General features: G+C 69.3%; 17 protein-coding genes. 10 read left to right on the top strand and 7 right to left on the bottom strand.

The window, feature by feature from the left end; all coding sequences use genetic code 11:
• Positions 1-850, top strand: an 850-nt coding sequence (locus VSO01S_RS27610; RefSeq protein ID WP_373282924.1) for a DUF6537 domain-containing protein, incomplete at its 5' end; no start/stop codon positions are given.
• Between the two features lie 4 nt (positions 851-854).
• Here VSO01S_RS27610 and VSO01S_RS22630 read toward each other — a convergent pair.
• The 4 genes from VSO01S_RS22630 to VSO01S_RS22615 form a co-directional block, all read right to left on the bottom strand.
• Entirely contained in the window at positions 855-1,583 is a 729-nt protein-coding gene (locus VSO01S_RS22630) for a haloacid dehalogenase type II (protein WP_068645048.1), read from the bottom strand.
• A 22-nt stretch (positions 1,584-1,605) separates the two neighbouring features.
• Positions 1,606-2,241, bottom strand: coding sequence for a bifunctional 4-hydroxy-2-oxoglutarate aldolase/2-dehydro-3-deoxy-phosphogluconate aldolase (gene eda / locus VSO01S_RS22625; RefSeq protein ID WP_068645047.1), 636 nt, complete (start codon positions 2,239-2,241; stop codon positions 1,606-1,608).
• Between the two features lie 56 nt (positions 2,242-2,297).
• A complete protein-coding gene (gene edd / locus VSO01S_RS22620; protein WP_068645046.1) occupies positions 2,298-4,121 on the bottom strand; it encodes a phosphogluconate dehydratase in 1,824 nt (607 codons plus the stop codon).
• 160 nt (positions 4,122-4,281) lie between these two features.
• Complete coding sequence (locus VSO01S_RS22615) at positions 4,282-4,848, bottom strand: OmpA family protein (protein WP_068645045.1); 567 nt, start codon at positions 4,846-4,848, stop codon at positions 4,282-4,284.
• Between the two features lie 117 nt (positions 4,849-4,965).
• On the opposite strand from VSO01S_RS22615, the gene VSO01S_RS22610 reads away from it, so the two are divergent.
• Positions 4,966-5,640 (top strand): gamma-glutamylcyclotransferase, encoded by a 675-nt coding sequence (locus tag VSO01S_RS22610; protein ID WP_084242046.1) that lies wholly within the window; start codon positions 4,966-4,968, stop codon positions 5,638-5,640.
• Positions 5,637-6,185, top strand: a complete 549-nt coding sequence (locus VSO01S_RS22605) for a superoxide dismutase family protein (protein WP_068645044.1) — start codon at positions 5,637-5,639, stop codon at positions 6,183-6,185. Before VSO01S_RS22610 ends, VSO01S_RS22605 begins: the two co-directional genes overlap by 4 nt.
• Before the next feature lies 1 nt (position 6,186).
• On the opposite strand, the gene VSO01S_RS22600 is transcribed toward VSO01S_RS22605, so the two are convergent.
• A complete protein-coding gene (locus VSO01S_RS22600) occupies positions 6,187-6,762 on the bottom strand; it encodes a nucleotidyltransferase family protein (RefSeq protein ID WP_068645043.1) in 576 nt (191 codons plus the stop codon).
• A gap of 38 nt (positions 6,763-6,800) precedes the next feature.
• Between VSO01S_RS22600 and pdxH the strand changes: the two genes are divergently transcribed.
• The gene (pdxH, locus tag VSO01S_RS22595; RefSeq protein WP_068645042.1) at positions 6,801-7,448 is read left to right on the top strand and encodes a pyridoxamine 5'-phosphate oxidase; all 648 of its coding nucleotides are present in this window, start codon (positions 6,801-6,803) and stop codon (positions 7,446-7,448) included.
• Positions 7,449-7,455: 7 nt separating this feature from the next.
• Here pdxH and VSO01S_RS22590 read toward each other — a convergent pair whose 3' ends face one another.
• Together VSO01S_RS22590 and VSO01S_RS22585 are read right to left on the bottom strand one after the other, a co-directional pair.
• Positions 7,456-8,301 (bottom strand): isocitrate lyase/PEP mutase family protein, encoded by an 846-nt coding sequence (locus tag VSO01S_RS22590; protein WP_068645041.1) that lies wholly within the window; start codon positions 8,299-8,301, stop codon positions 7,456-7,458.
• 83 nt (positions 8,302-8,384) lie between these two features.
• The gene (locus VSO01S_RS22585) at positions 8,385-9,335 is read right to left on the bottom strand and encodes an AEC family transporter (RefSeq protein WP_068645051.1); all 951 of its coding nucleotides are present in this window, start codon (positions 9,333-9,335) and stop codon (positions 8,385-8,387) included.
• Between the two features lie 199 nt (positions 9,336-9,534).
• Between VSO01S_RS22585 and VSO01S_RS22580 the strand changes: the two genes are divergently transcribed.
• The 6 genes from VSO01S_RS22580 to VSO01S_RS22555 all read left to right on the top strand — a co-directional run.
• Positions 9,535-10,200 carry a TetR/AcrR family transcriptional regulator gene (locus VSO01S_RS22580; protein ID WP_068645040.1) on the top strand — a complete coding sequence of 222 codons (666 nt, stop codon included), beginning with the start codon at positions 9,535-9,537 and terminating at the stop codon, positions 10,198-10,200.
• Positions 10,197-11,378, top strand: coding sequence for an efflux RND transporter periplasmic adaptor subunit (locus VSO01S_RS22575; protein WP_068645039.1), 1,182 nt, complete (start codon positions 10,197-10,199; stop codon positions 11,376-11,378). The genes VSO01S_RS22580 and VSO01S_RS22575 overlap by 4 nt, the downstream gene beginning before the upstream one ends.
• 18 nt (positions 11,379-11,396) lie before the next feature.
• Positions 11,397-14,603 (top strand): efflux RND transporter permease subunit, encoded by a 3,207-nt coding sequence (locus VSO01S_RS22570; RefSeq protein ID WP_068645038.1) that lies wholly within the window; start codon positions 11,397-11,399, stop codon positions 14,601-14,603.
• A 29-nt stretch (positions 14,604-14,632) separates the two neighbouring features.
• Positions 14,633-15,304: a protein-L-isoaspartate O-methyltransferase family protein gene (locus VSO01S_RS22565; protein WP_068645050.1), complete on the top strand. Its 672-nt coding sequence runs from the start codon at positions 14,633-14,635 to the stop codon at positions 15,302-15,304.
• Between the two features lie 10 nt (positions 15,305-15,314).
• Positions 15,315-15,653: a rhodanese-like domain-containing protein gene (locus tag VSO01S_RS22560; protein WP_068645037.1), complete on the top strand. Its 339-nt coding sequence runs from the start codon at positions 15,315-15,317 to the stop codon at positions 15,651-15,653.
• A gap of 27 nt (positions 15,654-15,680) precedes the next feature.
• Positions 15,681-17,085 (top strand): TolC family outer membrane protein (locus VSO01S_RS22555; RefSeq protein WP_068645049.1); only part of this gene is annotated, 1,405 nt, incomplete at its 3' end.

Below are 17,085 nucleotides of genomic sequence, written 5' to 3'. Positions count from 1 at the left end.
GCGGCCGCTGCCGCAGAGGGCCGCCAGCGCCGCGCTGCAGCCGCTGCTGGACCGCGTGCGCGCCGAGTTCCCCAAGGCCGCCTGGGACTGGATCGGCGAAGGGCTGGCCCGCGTCGTGGACTACCAGGACCTCGCCTACGGCAGCGAGTACCTGGGCCGCGTTGCCAAGGTGATCGCGCAGGACCCCGACCCTGCCGACGGGCGCGTCGCGCACGAGGCGGCCCGCTGGGTGGCCGTCGCCATGAGCTACGACGACGTGATCCGCGTGGCCGACTTGAAGACCCGCGCCGAGCGCGCCGAGCGCATCCGCGGCGAAGTCGGTGCGGCCGGCGACGACGTGGTGGGCACCGAGGAGTACTTCCACCCGCGCTGGGAGGAAATCGTGAGCCTGCTGCCCGCCGGCCTGGCGGACCGGCTGGACGCATCGCCGCGGCTCAAGGGCTTTCTGGCGCCGCGCATGGACCGCGGGCGCCGCATCCAGACGCACACGCTTATCGGCCACCTGCAGCTGCGCTTCGTGGCGGGCCTTCGCCGCTGGCGGCGCGGCAACCGCCGCCATGCGCACGAAGTGGCGCATCTCGAGGCCTGGCTGCGCGAGGTGGAGCGCGCGCTGCCGCAGGACCGGCTGCTGGGCATCGAGCTGCTGCGCTGCCGCCGCCTGGTCAAGGGCTACAGCGATACGCACGCCCGCGGCAGCAGCCGCTTCGACAAGGTGATGCGGGCCGCACGCGCGCTCCAGGGGCGCCCCGACGCCGGCCCCGCGCTGGGCGCCCTGCTCCAGGCCGCCTTGCGCGATGCCGAAGGGCGGGCCCTGGCCCAGCAGCTGAACACGCTGGGCCTGGCCGCGTGATCCTTCAGCAGCCCAGCTGCTGCGCCAGCGCGACGATGTCGCGCGCATGGAAGGTATTGGCCGGATCGGGCGACACGTTCTTGGGCCGGTCCGCGCCGTTCTCCAATGGCCGCTCGATGTAGGCGGTGCGCAGGCCGCAGCCGCGCGCGGCAGCCAGGTCGTCCTGGTGCGCCGCCACCAGCATCACCTGCCCCGGCGGCACGGCAAACACGCCGGCCGCGCCCAGGTACACGCGCGGATCGGGCTTGTAGGCCTTGAACACTTCCGCCGACAGAATGCAGTCCCAGGGCAGGCCGGCGCGCTTGGCCATTTCGGTGAGCAGGCCGATGTTGCCGTTGGACAGGGTGCAGATGGTGTACTTGCGCTTCAGCCGCGTGAGGCCCTCGACCGCATCGGGCCAGGCCGGCAGTCGATGCCAGGCGGTGTTGAGTTCGCGGCGGCCATCGCGGTCCAGCTTGTCGTCCAGGCTGAAGTCGCGCAGCACCTCGTCGAGGATGTGCAGGTGCAGTTCATCGACCAGGGTGAAGCCGCCCTCGCCCGCCGCCAGGCGGTCCATCACGGCGCGCATGGCGGGCTGGTAGCCGGCACGCCAGGCCAGGGCGAAGGCGCTGCCGTCCACGCCGGGCAGCATGCGCTCGACCTCGGCGCGGATGCCGCCGTGCCAGTCGACCACGGTGCCGAAGATGTCGAAGGCCAGCACCTTCAGCTCGATGGACTCTTCCTGTTGCGCCATCGCTCGTCCTCCCTTTTCGGAACTAGCGCGCGAGCTGGCTGGCCGCGCGTGCCAGCTCGGTGACCTTGGCCCAGTCGCCGGCCTGAACCGCGTCGTTCGGCACGATCCACGAGCCGCCCACGCAGGCCACGTTCGACAGCGAGAGGAACTCGTTCGCATTGCCGGCATGGATGCCGCCGGTGGGGCAGAAGGTGACGTCGCCGAAGGGGCCCTGCCACGCCTTGAGCATGGCCACGCCGCCGGCCTGCAGCGCCGGGAAAAACTTGAGCTCGGTCAGGCCGTCTTCCTGCGCCATCATGATCTCGCTGCCCGTGGCCACGCCCGGCAGCAGCGGCAGGCCGATGTCGTGGCAGGCCTTGCCCACGGCGCGGGTGTAGCCGGGGCTCACGCCGAAGCGCGCACCGGCCAGTGCCGCAGCCTGCGCATCGGCGGCGCTGCGGATGGTGCCGGCGCCGGCCACGGCATCGGGCACTTCCTTGGCGATGGCCTCGATGCACTGCAGCGCCTGGGGCGTGCGCAGCGTCACTTCCAGCATGCGGATGCCGCCGGCCACCAGCGCGCGTGCCAGCGGCACCGCATGCGCCACGTCGTGCAGCACGATGACGGGAATGACGGGGGCATCGCGCATCACGGCGAGCGCGGTGAGCTTCTCTTTCATGTTCAGCACTCCACAGACAGATCAGGAGAAAAAAATGGATCGGCGCCCACCTGGGGTTACAGCCAGGTGCAGGCGCCCTCTTCCGCGGTCAGCGCGTTGCGGCGCATGCCTGCGAACAGCTCGCGGCCCAGGCCGTGGCCATCGGCGAAGCGTTGTTCGTCGGCGAGCTGCGCGTTCTCGCGCGCTTCCCACTCGTCCTGCGGCACCAGCACCTGCAGGGTACCGGCGTTCGCGTCCAGGCGGATCAGGTCGCCGTCGCGCACCTTGGCAATGGGGCCGCCGGCCGCGCCTTCGGGCGAGACGTGGATGGCGGCAGGCACCTTGCCCGAAGCGCCGCTCATGCGCCCGTCGGTGACCAGCGCCACCTTGAAGCCCTTGCCCTGCAGCACCGCCAGCGGCGGCGTGAGCTTGTGCAGCTCGGGCATGCCATTGGCCTGCGGGCCCTGCCAGCGCACCACGCAGACCACGTCGCGGTCGAGCTCGCCGGCGGTGAAGGCCTTCTGCAGCGCGGCCTGCGAATCGAACACGCGGGCCGGCGCCTCCACCACATGGCGGTCGTCCGGAATGGACGACACCTTGATGACGCTGCGGCCCAGGTTGCCATCCAGCAGCTTGAGCCCGCCGGTGGCACTGAAGGGGTTGGCCACCGGGCGCGCGACGGCCTCGTCCTTGGACGGGGCGGCCGGCACCCAGCGCAGCGTGTCGCCCTCGAGCGTCGGCACATTGGCGAACTCGGCCATGCCGCCGGCGCGCACCGTGGCCACGTCGCCATGCATGAGGCCGGCGCCCACCAGTTCGCCGATGACGAAGCCGGGGCCGCCGGCCTGCTGGAAGGCGTTCACGTCGGCGCTGCCGTTGGGGTACACGCGCGTGAGCAGCGGCACCACTTCCGAGAGCTGGGCGAAGTCGTTCCAGTCGATCAGGATGCCGGCGGCGCGCGCCACCGCCACCCAGTGGATCAGGTGGTTGGTGGAGCCGCCGGTGGCCAGCAGCGCGCACATGGCGTTGACGATGGCGCGCTCGTCCACCATCTCGCCAATCGGCGGTACCGCATGGGGCTTGGCGCCGCCCTGGCCCAGCACCGTTCGCACCGCCTCGCGGGTGAGGTGCTCGCGCATGCCGTCGTGCGGCTGGATGAAGGCCGAGCCGGGCACATGCAGGCCCATGGCTTCGAGCAGCATCTGGTTGCTGTTGGCGGTGCCGTAGAAGGTGCAGGTGCCCTGGTCGTGGTAGGCCTGCATCTCGGCGTCCAGCAGGCCCTGTCGGCCCACCAGGCCCTGCGCCGCCTGCTCGCGCACCTTGGCCTTGGCGCTGTTGGACAGGCCCGAGGGCATCGGCCCGGCGGGCACGAACACGGTGGGCAGGTGGCCGAAGTGCAAGGCACCGATCAAGAGGCCCGGCACGATCTTGTCGCAGATGCCCAAGAGCAGCGCCGCGTCGAACATGTCGTGGGTCAGCGCAACGGCGGTACCCATGGCGATCACGTCGCGGCTGAACAGGCTCAGCTCCATGCCGGGCTGCCCCTGGGTGACGCCGTCGCACATGGCGGGCACGCCGCCGGCCACCTGCGCGGTGGCGCCGAGCTTGCGCGCCTCGTTCTTGATGATGTCGGGGTAGCCCTGGTAGGGCGCGTGCGCCGACAGCATGTCGTTGTACGCGGTCACGATGCCGATGTTGGGCGCGCGTTCGGCCACGATGCGCAGCTTGTCGTTGCTGGGCACGCCGGCCACTGCGTGGGCGACGTTGGCGCAGCCCATGCGGTCGGACCCGCGCTCGCGCTGGCGGATCTGGGCGACGCGCTGGAGGTAGGCGGTGCGCGACGCACGGCTGCGCTCGCGGATGCGATCGGTGACGTCGCGGAGGGTCTGGTGTGTGCTCATGGGGGGTGTGGGTGTCGCGCTTGTCCCTGGATGCCGCGAGTGCGCCGCGGCGCGAGTGCCCATGGTAGCAAGGTCATATGAATAAGCCCGGCAGTGCCGGGCTTATCCGTGTGCCGCGCTACGGATCAGGCCGCGCGCGAGAAAAAAAGAGGCTGCGTCGTCAGTCGACCAGCCGCACCTCGACGCGGCGTGCCTGCGTGGCGTTGCCGGAGCCGGTGGTGACCTCGGGCTTCTTCAGCACCACCTGCCCGGCCGGCGCTCCGAGGCCGACCAGGACGTCGCGGACGGTTTCCGCACGGCGCTTGGCCAGGTCGGCGTTGATCGCGGGGTCGCCGCTGGTGTCGTGAAACCCGGAAACCTGGGCCTTCTTGCCCGAGCCCACGCCCTGGATCACCTTGGCCAGCGCCTCGGCGGCGCCCGGCGCGATGTCGGCACTGGCATAGGCGAAGTAAAAGTTCACCACGTCGCCGTCGACGCGGATGCTGGCACCTTCGGGAATGACCACCGCGGTGGTCTGCGTGACGACGGCCTGGCCGGGCGACCCTGGCACCGGGGTGGTGCTCACCATCGACACCGTGGTGGGCGAAGGCGGCTGGCGTTCGCCCCCCTTGAGGCTCGTGGCGCGCAAGGCCACGCCAATGACCAGCAGGATGATGAGCGAGATGATGCCTATGGCCAGGCCAAGGATGAAATAGGTCTGGCTGTCGTCTTCGTTGCTGGATGCCATCGGGCGAACTCCTAGTATGGGAAAGGGCCGGTCAATAATGGTGCGGTGAACCATAACCGCGAAATTGTAGGCGCCGGTTTGCCGCCCACCGGCCTGGGCCCTCCCGGCCTGGATCCCATGCCCCGTCCGCTGCGCGACCCGCAGCCCATGCTCGAGCGGGCGATCGAGGAATGGGGCGGCCATGAAGACCTCTGGATATTCGGCTACGGTTCGCTCATCTGGCGCCCTGAATTCGACTTCAGCGAGCGGCGGCCTGCGCACCTCCACGGCTGGCACCGTGCGCTGAAGATGTGGAGCCGGATCAACCGCGGCACGCCGCAATGCCCGGGCCTCGTGTTCGGCCTGCTCTCGGGCGGCAGCTGCCGGGGCATGGTGTTTCGCATTCCCGCGGCCCAGGGCCTGGAAACGCTGGGCCGCTTGTGGCTGCGCGAAATGCCCACCGGCGTGTACGACCCGCGCTGGCTCGACTGCGTCACGCCGCACGGCCGCGTGCGCGCGCTGGCCTTCACGCTGTCGCGCCGCAGCCCCAACTTCACGGGCGAGTTGAGCGAGGCACGCTACCGGGAGATCTTCGCCCACGCCTGCGGCCGCTACGGCACCTCGCTCGAATACGCCCGCCAGACGCTGGAAGAGCTGCAGCGCCACGGCATCCACGATGCCGCCCTCATGCGCCTGCTGCGGCTGGCAGAGGCCGAACTGTCGGAGGCCGCTGATTGCCCCAGGCAGCCCGCTGGGCTATACCCGAACACGCAAGCCCCCTCCTCCACCAACAACCAACAGGAGAACCCATGAACCAACAACGAATCGCAGCCCTGTCCCTCGTTCTCGCATGCGCCGCCCTTGTGGGCGCCTGCGGCGGCATGCCGATGGGCCCGGGCCGGCCCGGCGCCACGGCCAGCCTGGTGCCGACCCAGGCCGTCTCGCCCAATGCCACGGTGGGCAATGTGAGCTTCACCCCGCTCGACCACGGCGTGCGCGTGGCTGGTGAAGTGCGCGGCCTGCCGCCCAACACCGAGCACGGCTTTCACATTCACGAAAAGGGCGACTGCGGCGACAACGGCAATGCCTCGGGCGGCCACTTCAATCCGTCCGGCGGCACGCACGGCAAGTACGGCGCCGCGGGCAGCCATGCGGGCGAGCTGCCCAGCCTGGTGGCCGACGCCAGCGGCGTGGCGCGCTTCAGCGTCGACGACCACGCGATCTCCCTCACGCCGGGCGCGCCCAACAACGTGATCGGCCGCGCCCTGGTGGTGCACCGCGACCGCGACGACTTCACCAGCCAGCCGGCCGGCAACTCCGGACCGCGCATCGCCTGCGCGGTGATCACCAAGAGCTGAACTAAGAGCTCAGCTGGTTCAGCAGCAGCGCCTGCGCGCGGGCCAGGTCGGCCAGGGTGTCGATGTCGGTGAGGATGCCGGCATCCTCCACCGGCACGTCGACCACGCGGCCCGCCTCGCGCAGCGCGCGCAGCACGGGCGCCGCGCCTTGCGCGCCTGACAGCGCAGCCAGCGCCGGCCCGCTCGCCTGGCCGAAACCCACGGGGTGCCCTTTCTGTCCCTGATGCACGGGCTGCGCCGCTGCCGCGCCGCCTCGCAGCGCCTGCGCCACCTGAACCAAGGTGGATGACTGGATGAGAGGCAGATCGGCCGGCAGGATGAGCCAGCCCACGTCGTTCGGCGTTGAGCGCACGCCAGCAGCAATCGAATCGCCCATGCCCGCGTGACCCGCGTCCTCCAGATGCCAGGGCAAGCCGCTGGCGCGCACCGCTTCCAGCGTGTGGTCAAGCACCGGCTTGTTCAGCAGCAGGGCCTTGAGCTTGGAGCCGCTGCCGCCGGATGCCACGAAGCGCTCGCCGCGGCCGGAGGCCAGCACGATCACCGTGGGGGCGCTGGACGTTGTGGTGTTGCAGGGCATGGGCGGCAGTATCGCGCGCCTTGCAAGACAATGGCGGCATGACCCTTTCCAATGAACAACTGGCGGCGCTGCGCAAGAGCTACGAGCGCGCCGAACTCGACGAGGCACGCAGCGAGGCCGATCCGCTGCGCCAGTTCGAGCGCTGGATGAACGAGGCCGTCGAGGCGCAGGTGCCCGAGCCCAATGCCATGACGCTGGCCACGGTCGGTCCCGATGCGCGGCCGTCGACCCGCATCGTGCTCATCAAGGGCTTCGACGAACGCGGCATCGTCTGGTACACCAACTATGAAAGCCGCAAGGGACGCGAGCTGGCGGGCAACCCGTTTGCCGCCCTGCAGTTCCACTGGGTCGAGCTGGAGCGCGTGGTGCGCATCGAGGGCCGCGTGGAGAAGGTCGAGCCGGAACTGAGCGACGCCTACTTCGCCAGCCGCCCGCTCGATTCGCGCCTGGGCGCCTGGGCCAGCCCGCAGAGCCAGGTCATCAGCGGACGCGACGTGCTGGTGAAGAATGCCGCCGCGGCTGCCGCCAGGCATTTGCTGTCGCCGCCGCGCCCGCCGCATTGGGGCGGCTTCCGGCTGGTGCCGGGCACCTGGGAGTTCTGGCAGGGCCGCAAGAGCCGGCTGCACGACCGGCTGCGCTACCGGCTCGACGGCGCACAGTGGGTGCGGGAACGCCTGGCGCCTTAGCCTCGCGTCAAGGCAGCTGGCCGCTGCGGAAGAAGTCGTTGAGCATCTGGCCCGAGGCGGCCTGCGCAAATCCGTCGAAGCGCCCTTGCTCGGACAGCGTGCGCGCCGCCTGCACGAAGCCACCCCATGCCGAGCGGGCCAGCGCACCGCCCACGCTGACGCGCCGCACGCCCAGTGCGGCAATGTCGTTCAAGGTCAGCGGGCTGCTCGACCCCACCAGCAGGTTGACGGGTTTGGGCGCGACCGCGGCCACCACGGCCGAAATCTGCTCCGGCGTGCGGATGCCCGGGGCGTACAGGCAATCGGCGCCGGCGTCGGCATAGGCCTTCAGGCGCTCGATCGTGCCGGCCAGGTCGTCGATGCCGTAGAGAAAGTTCTCGGCCCGTCCCACCAGCAGCACCTCGCCGCCGGCCTCGTCGATGGCGCGGCGCGCCGCCTTCAGGCGCGCCAGCGAATCTTCCAGCGGCCGGATCGGCTGCGCTGCGTCGCCGCTCGCGTCTTCGATGGAAATGCCGGCCACGCCGGTTTCGACGGCCAGGCGCACGCTTTCGTGCACGCCTTGCGCGTCGGGTGAATAGCCGCTTTCGAAGTCGGCGTTGACGGGCAGATCGGTGGCAGCGGCCATGTCCCGAAGATGCTCGAGCACCTCCTCGCGCGAGGCGCCGCCGTCGGGCCTGCCGCGCGACCAGGCATAGCCGGAACTGGTGGTGGCCAGCGCCTTGAAGCCCAGGCCCTGCAGGTAGCGGGCACTGCCCACGTCCCAGGGGTTGGGGATGATGAAGCAGCCGGCGGCATGCAGGGCCCTGAAGGCCCGCCGCCGCGCCGACACGCTGCTGCTGGAGAGTTGGCTCATCGCATCACCTGCCTGTGCGTTGGGAAAGGGAGCGCCTTTGTAGCACCCGCCTGCGACAGGCTCCTGCCATCCAACCGAGACAGCTAGTAAAGGTGCGTGACCAGCGCCATCACCAGCGTCACCGTGACCAGGCCCAGCACGGTCGACACGGCCACGCTGGCCGTCACCAGCTCTTCCGACGTCCGGTAGCGCTGCGAAAACAGGAACACATTGGCGCCCATGGGCAGCGATGCCGCCACCACCATCACCGCCAGCGGCAGGCCGTGCACGCCCAGCAGCCAGCCGATGCCGGCCACCACCATCGGATGCAGGAAGTTCTTGACCACCGACTGGACCGCGGCGCCGCGCCAATGCGCGCCGATGGGCGTGTTGGCCAGCGTGATGCCCACCATCACCAGGGCCACCGGGCCGAAGGCCTGGCCCAGGAGCGCCAGGGGCTTGTCCACCCACTCGGGCATGGCCAGGCCCGTCTGCGCGAACAGCAGGCCCGCGATGATCGGAATGGGCACCGGATGGATGATGGCGTTGCGCACGGCCTTGAGCACCGTCCTGGCCATGGCATGGCGCGGCGCGCCGCTGCTGCGCGCCTGCTCGTGGGCCACGGCCAGTTCCAGCACCACGGTGGCGCTGGTGAGCAGCACCACCGAATGCAGCGAGATCAGGGTGAGCAGCACCACCATGCCGTCCGCACCGTAGGCCAGGCCGATGAGCGGAATGCCGATCATCACGGTGTTGCTGTAGGTGTTGGCCAGGGCCAGCACCGCCGCCTGCCGGTTGAAGCCGCGCAGCACCATGGTCAGCGCGAACAGCAGGCCCGAGCCGATGAAGTAGGCCGACACGGCCTTGAAGCGCAGCTGCGACACATCCACCGTGCTCATGGCGCGAAAGAGCAGCGCCGGCGCGAGCAGCAGGAAAATGAGGTTCGACAGGTCCTTGACCGAGCCGGGCTGGATCCACCCGCGCCGGCCGGCAAGAAAGCCCGCCCCGATCAGCAGGACCACCGGCAGCAGCGCACCGGCGACCGAAGGATTCAGCAGCACGTGGTTTCCGCCCGGTTGCCGGTCCGCCTGGGGCCGCCGCCTCGCAGAACAATGGGCGGAGGCGGTCTGCCGGCTGACGGGTGCATGGGTTCGGGTTCCGGGAAGTGTTGCGAATGCGCTGGGGTAGCGATTGTCACGGCTTGACGCTCCACATGCCCCTGACTACATTAATAACCAGCGAGTCATTAATATCATGCCCTCCTCCGGCTTCTTCAGCGAAAAGCTCCGCAACGCCCGCGCGCCCAAGCGCGAACGGCGCAAGGAGGCGCGCCCCGGCGAACTGGTGCAGGCCGCGCTCGACCTCTTCGTCGAAAAAGGCTTTGCCGCCACCCGCTCGGAAGAAGTGGCCGCGCGCGCCGGCGTCTCCAAGGGCACGCTGTTCCTCTATTTTCCGAGCAAGGAAGAGCTGCTCAAGGCGGTGATCAGCGAGAACCTCGTGGGCCGCTTCGCGCAGTGGAACGAGCAGTTCGAGTCCTTCGAGGGCAGCACCCCCGACATGCTTCGCTTTTGCATGCGCATCTGGTGGGAAAGCGTGGGTTCGACCAAGGTGGCGGGCATCACCAAGCTGATGCTCAGCGAGGGCCGCAACTTCCCGGACCTGGCCGCCTTCTACCAAAAGGAATTCGTCGAGCCGGCGCACGAGCTGCTGCGCAAGATCCTGCGCCGCGGCATCGACCGCGGCGAATTCGCACCGGTGGATGTGAACCTCGCCATCTACACCGTCCTGGCCCCGATGGTCTTTCTCATGATCTGGCAATACTCCGCCTGCGTCGAAGACGGCTTCGACCCCGAAAAATATCTGGAGCTCCAGACCGAGACACTGCTGAACGGCCTGGTGGCCAAGCGGGGCAAGTCATGAAGCGCTGGGTTCCATGGACGGTCGCCGCACTGGCGATCGCGCTGGTCGCAGGCGGCGCCCTGCGCGCGGTGAAGGTGCGCAAGGCACAGGCCGTGCAGGCCAGCCAGCCCGTGGCGGAAGCCGTGGTCACGCTGCTGGCGGCCGACGTGCTGCGCGTGGGCCGCATCGACATGACGCAGACCCTGCCCATCTCCGGCACCCTGCGCGCGGTGGAATCGGCGGTGGTCAAGGCCAAGGTGGCCGGCGAGCTGCGCGGCCTCACGGTGCGCGAGGGCGATGCGGTCAAGGCCGGGCAGGTCATCGCCCGCATCGACTCGATCGAATACGAATCGCGCGTGCGCCAGGCCCAGGAGCAGGCGGATTCCGCCGCCGCCCAGGCCGAAGTGATGCAGCGCAACTACGACAACAACAAGGCGCTGGTGGAACAGGGTTTTATCTCGCGCACGGCGCTCGATACGTCGCTGTCCAACCTCAACGCGGCGCGCGCCACGCACCGCGCGGCCCTGGCCGGCGTGGAGGTGGCACGCAAGGCGCTCACCGACACGGTGGTGCGCAGCCCCATCGACGGGCACGTGGCCGCCCGGCTGGTCCAGCCCGGCGAGCGGGTGGCGGTGGACGGCAAGCTGCTCGAAGTGGTGGACCTGCGCCGCATCGAGCTCGAGGCCGCCATCTCGGCCGCCGATTCGGTGGCAGTGCGCGTGGGCCAGCGGGCCAGCCTGCAGGTGGAAAGCAGCAGCGCACCCGGCGCGGCCGGAAAGAGCGAGCGCCAGGTCGAGGCCACCGTGGCGCGCATCAACCCGAGCGCACAGGCCGGCAGCCGCAGCGTGCTGGTCTACCTCGCGCTGGACCGCGCCGAGGGCTTCCGTCAGGGCCTGTTTGCCCAGGGCAGCCTGGTGCTGGGGCGTGGCAAGGAAATGGCCCTGCCGCTGTCCGCCGTGCGCGTCGACAAGCCGCAGCCCTATGTGCAGCTGGTGATTGACGGCCGGGTGCGCCACCGCACGGTGACCACCGGCTGGCGCGGCCAGGTGGACGGCCAGACCTACGTCACGGTCAGCGGCCTGGAGGAAGGCGCCAGCGTGCTCTCCGGCACCATCGGCCCGATGCGCGAAGGCACGGCCGTGCAGCTGGCCTCGGCCGGCGGCGCCACGGCGCCAGCCACGCCGCGCACCGCACCCTGACGCGGCACCGCACACGCCATGTGGTTCACCCGCGTCAGCCTGAAGAACCCGGTCTTCGCGACCATGGTCATGCTCGCCCTGGTGGTGCTGGGGCTGTTCTCGTACCAGCGGCTGCAGGTCGACCAGTTCCCCAACATCGACTTCCCGGTGGTGGTGGTCATCACCGACTATCCGGGCGCCTCGCCCGAGATCGTCGAGAGCGAAGTCACCAAGAAGGTGGAGGAAGGCGTCAACTCCATCGCCGGCATCAACGCCCTCACCTCGCGCAGCTACGAGGGACAGTCGGTGGTCATCATCGAGTTCCAGCTCTACGTGGACGGCCGCAAGGCAGCCGACGACGTGCGCGAGAAGGTGGCTTCGGTGCGCCCGCTCTTCCGCGACGAGGTGAAGGACCCGCGCGTGCTGCGCTTCGACCCGGCCTCGCGCCCGGTGTGGTCGGTGGCGGTGCTGCCCACGCCCCTGGCCGAGGACAAGAACGCGCGCCAGCCCAGCGCGGTGGAACTCACCAACTGGGCCGACCAGGTGCTGAAGAAGCGCCTGGAGAACGTGCGCGGCGTGGGATCGGTCACGCTGGTGGGCGGCACCAAGCGCGAGATCAACATCTACCTCGATCCGCAGGCCATGGAAGCCTTCGGCATCAGCGCCGACCAGGTGGTGGCCGCGGTTCGCAACGAGAACCAGGCGCTGCCGGTGGGGGCCGTGCGTTCGCTCACGCAGGAGCGCGTGGTGCAGATCGACGCGCGCATGGAGCGCCCTGAAGACTTCGGCAAGATCATCGTCGCCAGGCGGGGCGGCGCGCCCATCCGCATCGACCAGGTGGCCCGCGTGAACGACGGCGCGCAGGAGATCGACAGCCTGGCGCTCTACAACGGCCAGCGCACGCTGCTGCTGTCGGTGCAGAAGGCGCAGGACGAGAACACCATCGCCGTGGTCGACGGCCTGAACGGCGCGCTGAAGGACATGCAGGCGCAGCTGCCGCCCGGCGTGAAGCTCGAGCCCATCGGCGACGCCTCGCGGCCCATCCGCGTGGCGGTGCAGAACGTGCGCCAGACGCTGATCGAGGGCGCAGCGCTCACGGTGCTGATCGTGTTCCTGTTCCTGAACTCGTGGCGCTCCACCGTCATCACTGGCCTCACGCTGCCCATTGCGCTGATCGGCACCTTCTGGTTCATGCAGATGTTCGGCTTCACGATCAATATGGTGACGCTGATGGCGCTGTCGCTGTGCGTGGGCCTGCTCATCGACGATGCGATCGTGGTGCGCGAGAACATCGTGCGCCACGTGCAGATGGGCAAGAGCCCCTACCGGGCGTCGCTGGAAGGCACGCAGGAAATCGGCCTGGCGGTGCTGGCCACCACGCTGTCGATCGTGGCGGTGTTTTTGCCCATCGGCTTCATGGGCGGAATCATCGGCAAGTTCTTCCACGAGTTCGGCATCACCATCGTGGCGGCGGTGCTCATCTCCATGTTCGTGAGCTTCACGCTGGACCCGATGATGTCCAGCATCTGGCACGACCCGGCCATCGACCGGCACGGCCAGCCCAAGGGACCGCCGCAGGGCTTCTACGACAGGACCATCGGCCGAGTGACCGGCTGGTTCGACGCGGCCACCGAGAAGATGGCCGAGGCTTACCAGGCCATCCTTCGCTGGTCGCTCGCGCACAAGCTGGCGACGCTGCTGGCTTCGGTGAGCATCTTCGTGGGCAGCATCTTCATGGTGCCGCTCTTGGGCACCGAGTTCGTGCCCAAGGCCGACTATTCGGAGACGGCCATCAACTTCTACACGCCGGTGGGCTCGTCGCTCGAAGTGACGGAGGCGCGGGCCCGGCAGGTGGACGCCATCCTGCACGACATGCCCGAGGTGCGCTACACGCTCGCGACCATCAACAGCGGCGATGCGCAGGGCAAGATCTACGCGAGCGTGTACGTTCGCCTGGTGGACCGCAAGCAGCGCAGCCGCAGCGTGGACCAGATGTCGGTGGTGCTGCGCGACAAGCTGCGCTCGGTGCCCGGCATCACCGTCACGCACGTGGGCCTGCGCGACGCCGTGGGCGGCAACAAGCCCATCGAGTTCTCGCTGCAGGGGCCCGACCTGAAGGAACTGGAACGCCTCACCCGCGAAGTGACCGGGAAGATCCGCGGCATCCCGGGCCTGGTGGACCTGGACTCCAGCCTCAAGGCCGACAAGCCCACGGTGAGCGTCGTGATGCGCCGCGACGCCGCCTCCGACCTGGGCCTGGGCGTGGCGCCGGTGGCCAGCGCGCTGCGCACGCTGGTGGCCGGCACCACCGTGGGCAACTGGCGCGCGCCCGACGACCAGACCTACGACGTGAACGTGCGCCTGGCGCCCGAAGTGCGCAACGCACCCGCCGACCTGGCGCGCCTGCCCTTCCTGAGCACCACCATGGGTGCCAACGCCGACGGCTCCAGCCGCTTCGTGCGCCTGTCGCAGGTGGCCGAGGTGCGCGAATCCACCGGGCCGAACCAGATCAACCGCCGTTCGCTGGCGCGCGAGGTCGCCATCAACGCCAACGTGGACCGGCGCTCGGCCGGCGAGGTGTCGGGCGACATCCGCAAGGTGCTGGACGGCATCGCCTTCCCGCCCGGCTACGGCTACCAGTTCAGCGGCTCGACCAAGAACATGCAGGAGTCCTTCGGCTATGCGGTCTCGGCACTGGCCATGGCGGTGATCTTCATCTACATGATCCTGGCCAGCCAGTTCAAGAGCGTCCTGCAGCCGCTGGCGCTGATGACCGCCCTGCCCCTCACGCTCATCGGCGTGGTGCTGGCGCTGATGGGCTTCGGCTCCACGCTGTCGATGTTCTCCATCATCGGCGTGGTGATGCTCATGGGCCTGGTGACCAAGAACGCGATCCTGCTGGTGGACTTCGCGATCCGGGCGCGCGAAGGCGAGCACCCCATGGGCCGCGAAGAGGCCCTGCTGATGGCCGCCCGCGTGCGCCTGCGCCCCATCCTGATGACCACGCTGGCCATGATCTTCGGCATGGTGCCGCTGGCCTTCGCGCTGAGCGAAGGCGCCGAGCAGCGCGCGCCCATGGGCCAGGCGGTCATCGGCGGCGTGATCACCTCCTCGCTGCTCACGCTGGTGGTGGTGCCGGTCGTCTACTGCTACATGGACGACCTGGCCAGCTGGGCCAAAAGGCGCTTTTCCGGGGCACCGCGGGAAGACGCCGCCACCTTGCCTAAAATTGAAGGTTTGCCTTGAGTCACGCCTTCTGGAAGGAAGCATTCATCATGAACACCACGACTGACCTGGAGCGCCTGCGCTTCAACATGATCGAGCAACAGATCCGCCCCTGGGACGTGCTCGATTTCGACATCCTCGAGCTGCTGGGCAGCATCCGGCGCGAAGACTACGTGCCGGCCGCGCACCGCAGCCTCGCCTTCTTCGACATGGAGATTCCGCTGGGCAACGAGCCCGGCCAGGTGATGCTCTCGCCCAAGGTCGAAGCCCGCATGCTGCAGGACCTGAAGATCCAGAAGCACGAATCCGTGCTGGAGATCGGCACCGGCTCCGGCTTCATGGCCGCCCTGCTCGCCCACCGTGCGGCCCAGGTGCTCACGCTCGAGATCGATCCGCGCCTGGCCGCCACGGCCGAGCAGAACCTGCGCACCAACGGCGTGCACAACGTGGAAGTCCGCGTGGCCGACGGCGCCAAGCCGCTGCCCAGCGGCCCGACCTTCGATGTGATCGTGCTCAGCGGCTCGGTCGCCCGCGTGCCGCAGAACCTGCTGGGCTCGCTCAATATCGGCGGCCGCCTGGCGGCCATCGTCGGCGACGAACCCGTCATGCGCGCCCATTTCATCACCCGCACGAGCGAAGGCCAGTGGGACACGGTGCAGCCCTGGGACACGGTCGCACCGCGCCTGCTGAACTTCCCCGAGCCCTCGCGCTTCAACTTCTGAAGCCCCCAGCATGATCGAACAAGTCCTGCCCGCCGAACTCGCCGCCTGGTTCGCGCGCGACGCCAGCGCCAAGGCGCTGCTGCTGGACGTGCGCGAGCCCTGGGAGGTGCAGACCGCCAGCGTGACGCCGCGCGGCTTCACGCTGCTGGCGATCCCGATGAACGAGATTCCCTCGCGCATGGCCGAACTCCAGCCCTACGACCGCGTCGCGTGCCTGTGCCATCACGGCGCGCGCAGCCAGCATGTGGCGGCCTACCTCAGCCAGCACGGCTTCGAAGACCTGGCCAACGTGGCCGGCGGCATCGATGCCTGGGCCCGGCAGTTCGACCCGTCGGTGCCGCGCTACTGATTCATTCCACTGCTTCAAGGACCCTTCATGCACAGGCTTCGGCTTGCACCCATCAGCTGCGCGTTGACCGCAATCTTTGCCGCCTCCGCACCGCCCGTACATGCCCAAAGCCTGATCGAACTCTACGAAGCAGCCCGCGCCTACGACGCCACCTACCAGAGCGCCCGCTCCGCCTACGACGCGAGCATTGCCCGCGCCGAGCAGGCCAAGGCGGGCCTGCTGCCCTCGGTGGGCCTGTCGGCCAGCGCCTCGCGCACCGAGCAGGAGCTGCGGCTGGAAAACGTCGGCAGCACCAACCGCACCATTCCGCAGGAAAGCGCCGGCATCAACGCCACGCAGCCCCTGTACCGCCCCGCCAACTGGGCCACCTACGAGCAAAGCAAGCGGCAGCTCGACATTGCCCAGGCGCAGCTCACGCTGGCCGACCAGGACCTGATCGTGCGCGCCAGCCAGGCCTACTTCGACGTGCTGGCCAGCCAGGACTCGCTGGCGCTGGTGCGTGCGCAGAAGGCCGCCACCGAAGAGCAACTGGCCTTCGCCAAGCGCAACTTCGAAGTAGGCACCGCCACCATCACCGACACGCGCGAGGCCCAGGCCCGCTACGACCTGGTGGTGGCGCAGGAAATCTCCGCCCTGAACGACCTGCAGATCAAGAAGATCGCGCTCGACCAGCTGGTGGGCCGCGTGAATGCCAACCCGACGCCGCTGGCGGCGCCCGTGGTGCTGCCGCCCCCGCCCACCAACGTGGAGCAATGGGTGCGCCAGGCCGAGGACGGGCATCCGTCCATCATCCAGGCGCAGCGCAACCTCGAGGTGGCGCACCTCGAAGTGGACAAGGCGCGCGCCGGCCACAAGCCCACGCTGGACGCGCAGCTGGGCTACAACGTCACCAACAACCCCAACGGCACCAGCACCAGCACCTCGCTGCAGGGCATCCGCGTGAATGCGGCCAGCATCGGCGTGGTGTTCAACATGCCGCTGTTCGCCGGCTTCGCCACCGAGAACCGCGTGAAGGAAACGCTGGCACTCGAAGACCAGTCGCGCTCCGTGCTCGAAGCCACGCGCCGCAACGTGACGCAGGCCACCCGCTCGGCCTACCTGGGCCTGGTGGCGGGCGCCGGCCAGGTGAAGGCGCTGGAAGCGGCCGAAGCCTCGAGCCAGAGCGCACTGGATGCCAACCGCCTGGGCTACCAGGTGGGCGTGCGCATCAACATCGACGTGCTCAATTCGCAGAGCCAGCTGTTCCAGACGCGCCGCGACCTGGCGGCCGCGCGCTACAACGTGCTGCTGGGCAACCTCAAGCTGCGCCAGGCCAACGGCACGCTGAGCGAAGGCGACCTGCAGCCGATCAATGCCTCGCTGGCCGCGCCCGGCAGCGCCGGCGCCAGCGCATCGCCCGACCAGCCCTCGGCCGCGACGCAAAGCCCGATCG

Origin of the sequence: Variovorax soli NBRC 106424, from assembly GCF_001591385.1 — a bacterium.
Taxonomy (GTDB): Bacteria; Pseudomonadota; Gammaproteobacteria; order Burkholderiales; family Burkholderiaceae_C; genus Variovorax; species Variovorax soli.
The sequence above is the reverse complement of the archived record's forward strand: the minus strand, read 5'-3'. Positions and strand labels throughout refer to the sequence as shown.

Excerpts from the sequence above, each read along its gene's own strand:
- VSO01S_RS22630 (WP_068645048.1), bottom strand. The coding sequence starts at position 1,583 with ATGGCGCAACAGGAAGAGTCCATCGAGCTGAAGGTGCTGGCCTTCGAC.
- VSO01S_RS22575 (WP_068645039.1), top strand. The coding sequence starts at position 10,197 with ATGAAGCGCTGGGTTCCATGGACGGTCGCCGCACTGGCGATCGCGCTG.
- VSO01S_RS22605 (WP_068645044.1), top strand. The coding sequence starts at position 5,637 with ATGAACCAACAACGAATCGCAGCCCTGTCCCTCGTTCTCGCATGCGCC.
- VSO01S_RS22580 (WP_068645040.1), top strand. The coding sequence starts at position 9,535 with ATGCCCTCCTCCGGCTTCTTCAGCGAAAAGCTCCGCAACGCCCGCGCG.
- edd (WP_068645046.1), bottom strand. The coding sequence starts at position 4,121 with ATGAGCACACACCAGACCCTCCGCGACGTCACCGATCGCATCCGCGAG.
- eda (WP_068645047.1), bottom strand. The coding sequence starts at position 2,241 with ATGAAAGAGAAGCTCACCGCGCTCGCCGTGATGCGCGATGCCCCCGTC.
- VSO01S_RS22600 (WP_068645043.1), bottom strand. The coding sequence starts at position 6,762 with ATGCCCTGCAACACCACAACGTCCAGCGCCCCCACGGTGATCGTGCTG.
- VSO01S_RS22590 (WP_068645041.1), bottom strand. The coding sequence starts at position 8,301 with ATGAGCCAACTCTCCAGCAGCAGCGTGTCGGCGCGGCGGCGGGCCTTC.
- pdxH (WP_068645042.1), top strand. The coding sequence starts at position 6,801 with ATGACCCTTTCCAATGAACAACTGGCGGCGCTGCGCAAGAGCTACGAG.
- VSO01S_RS22610 (WP_084242046.1), top strand. The coding sequence starts at position 4,966 with ATGCCCCGTCCGCTGCGCGACCCGCAGCCCATGCTCGAGCGGGCGATC.
- VSO01S_RS22615 (WP_068645045.1), bottom strand. The coding sequence starts at position 4,848 with ATGGCATCCAGCAACGAAGACGACAGCCAGACCTATTTCATCCTTGGC.
- VSO01S_RS22570 (WP_068645038.1), top strand. The coding sequence starts at position 11,397 with ATGTGGTTCACCCGCGTCAGCCTGAAGAACCCGGTCTTCGCGACCATG.
- VSO01S_RS22560 (WP_068645037.1), top strand. The coding sequence starts at position 15,315 with ATGATCGAACAAGTCCTGCCCGCCGAACTCGCCGCCTGGTTCGCGCGC.
- VSO01S_RS22565 (WP_068645050.1), top strand. The coding sequence starts at position 14,633 with ATGAACACCACGACTGACCTGGAGCGCCTGCGCTTCAACATGATCGAG.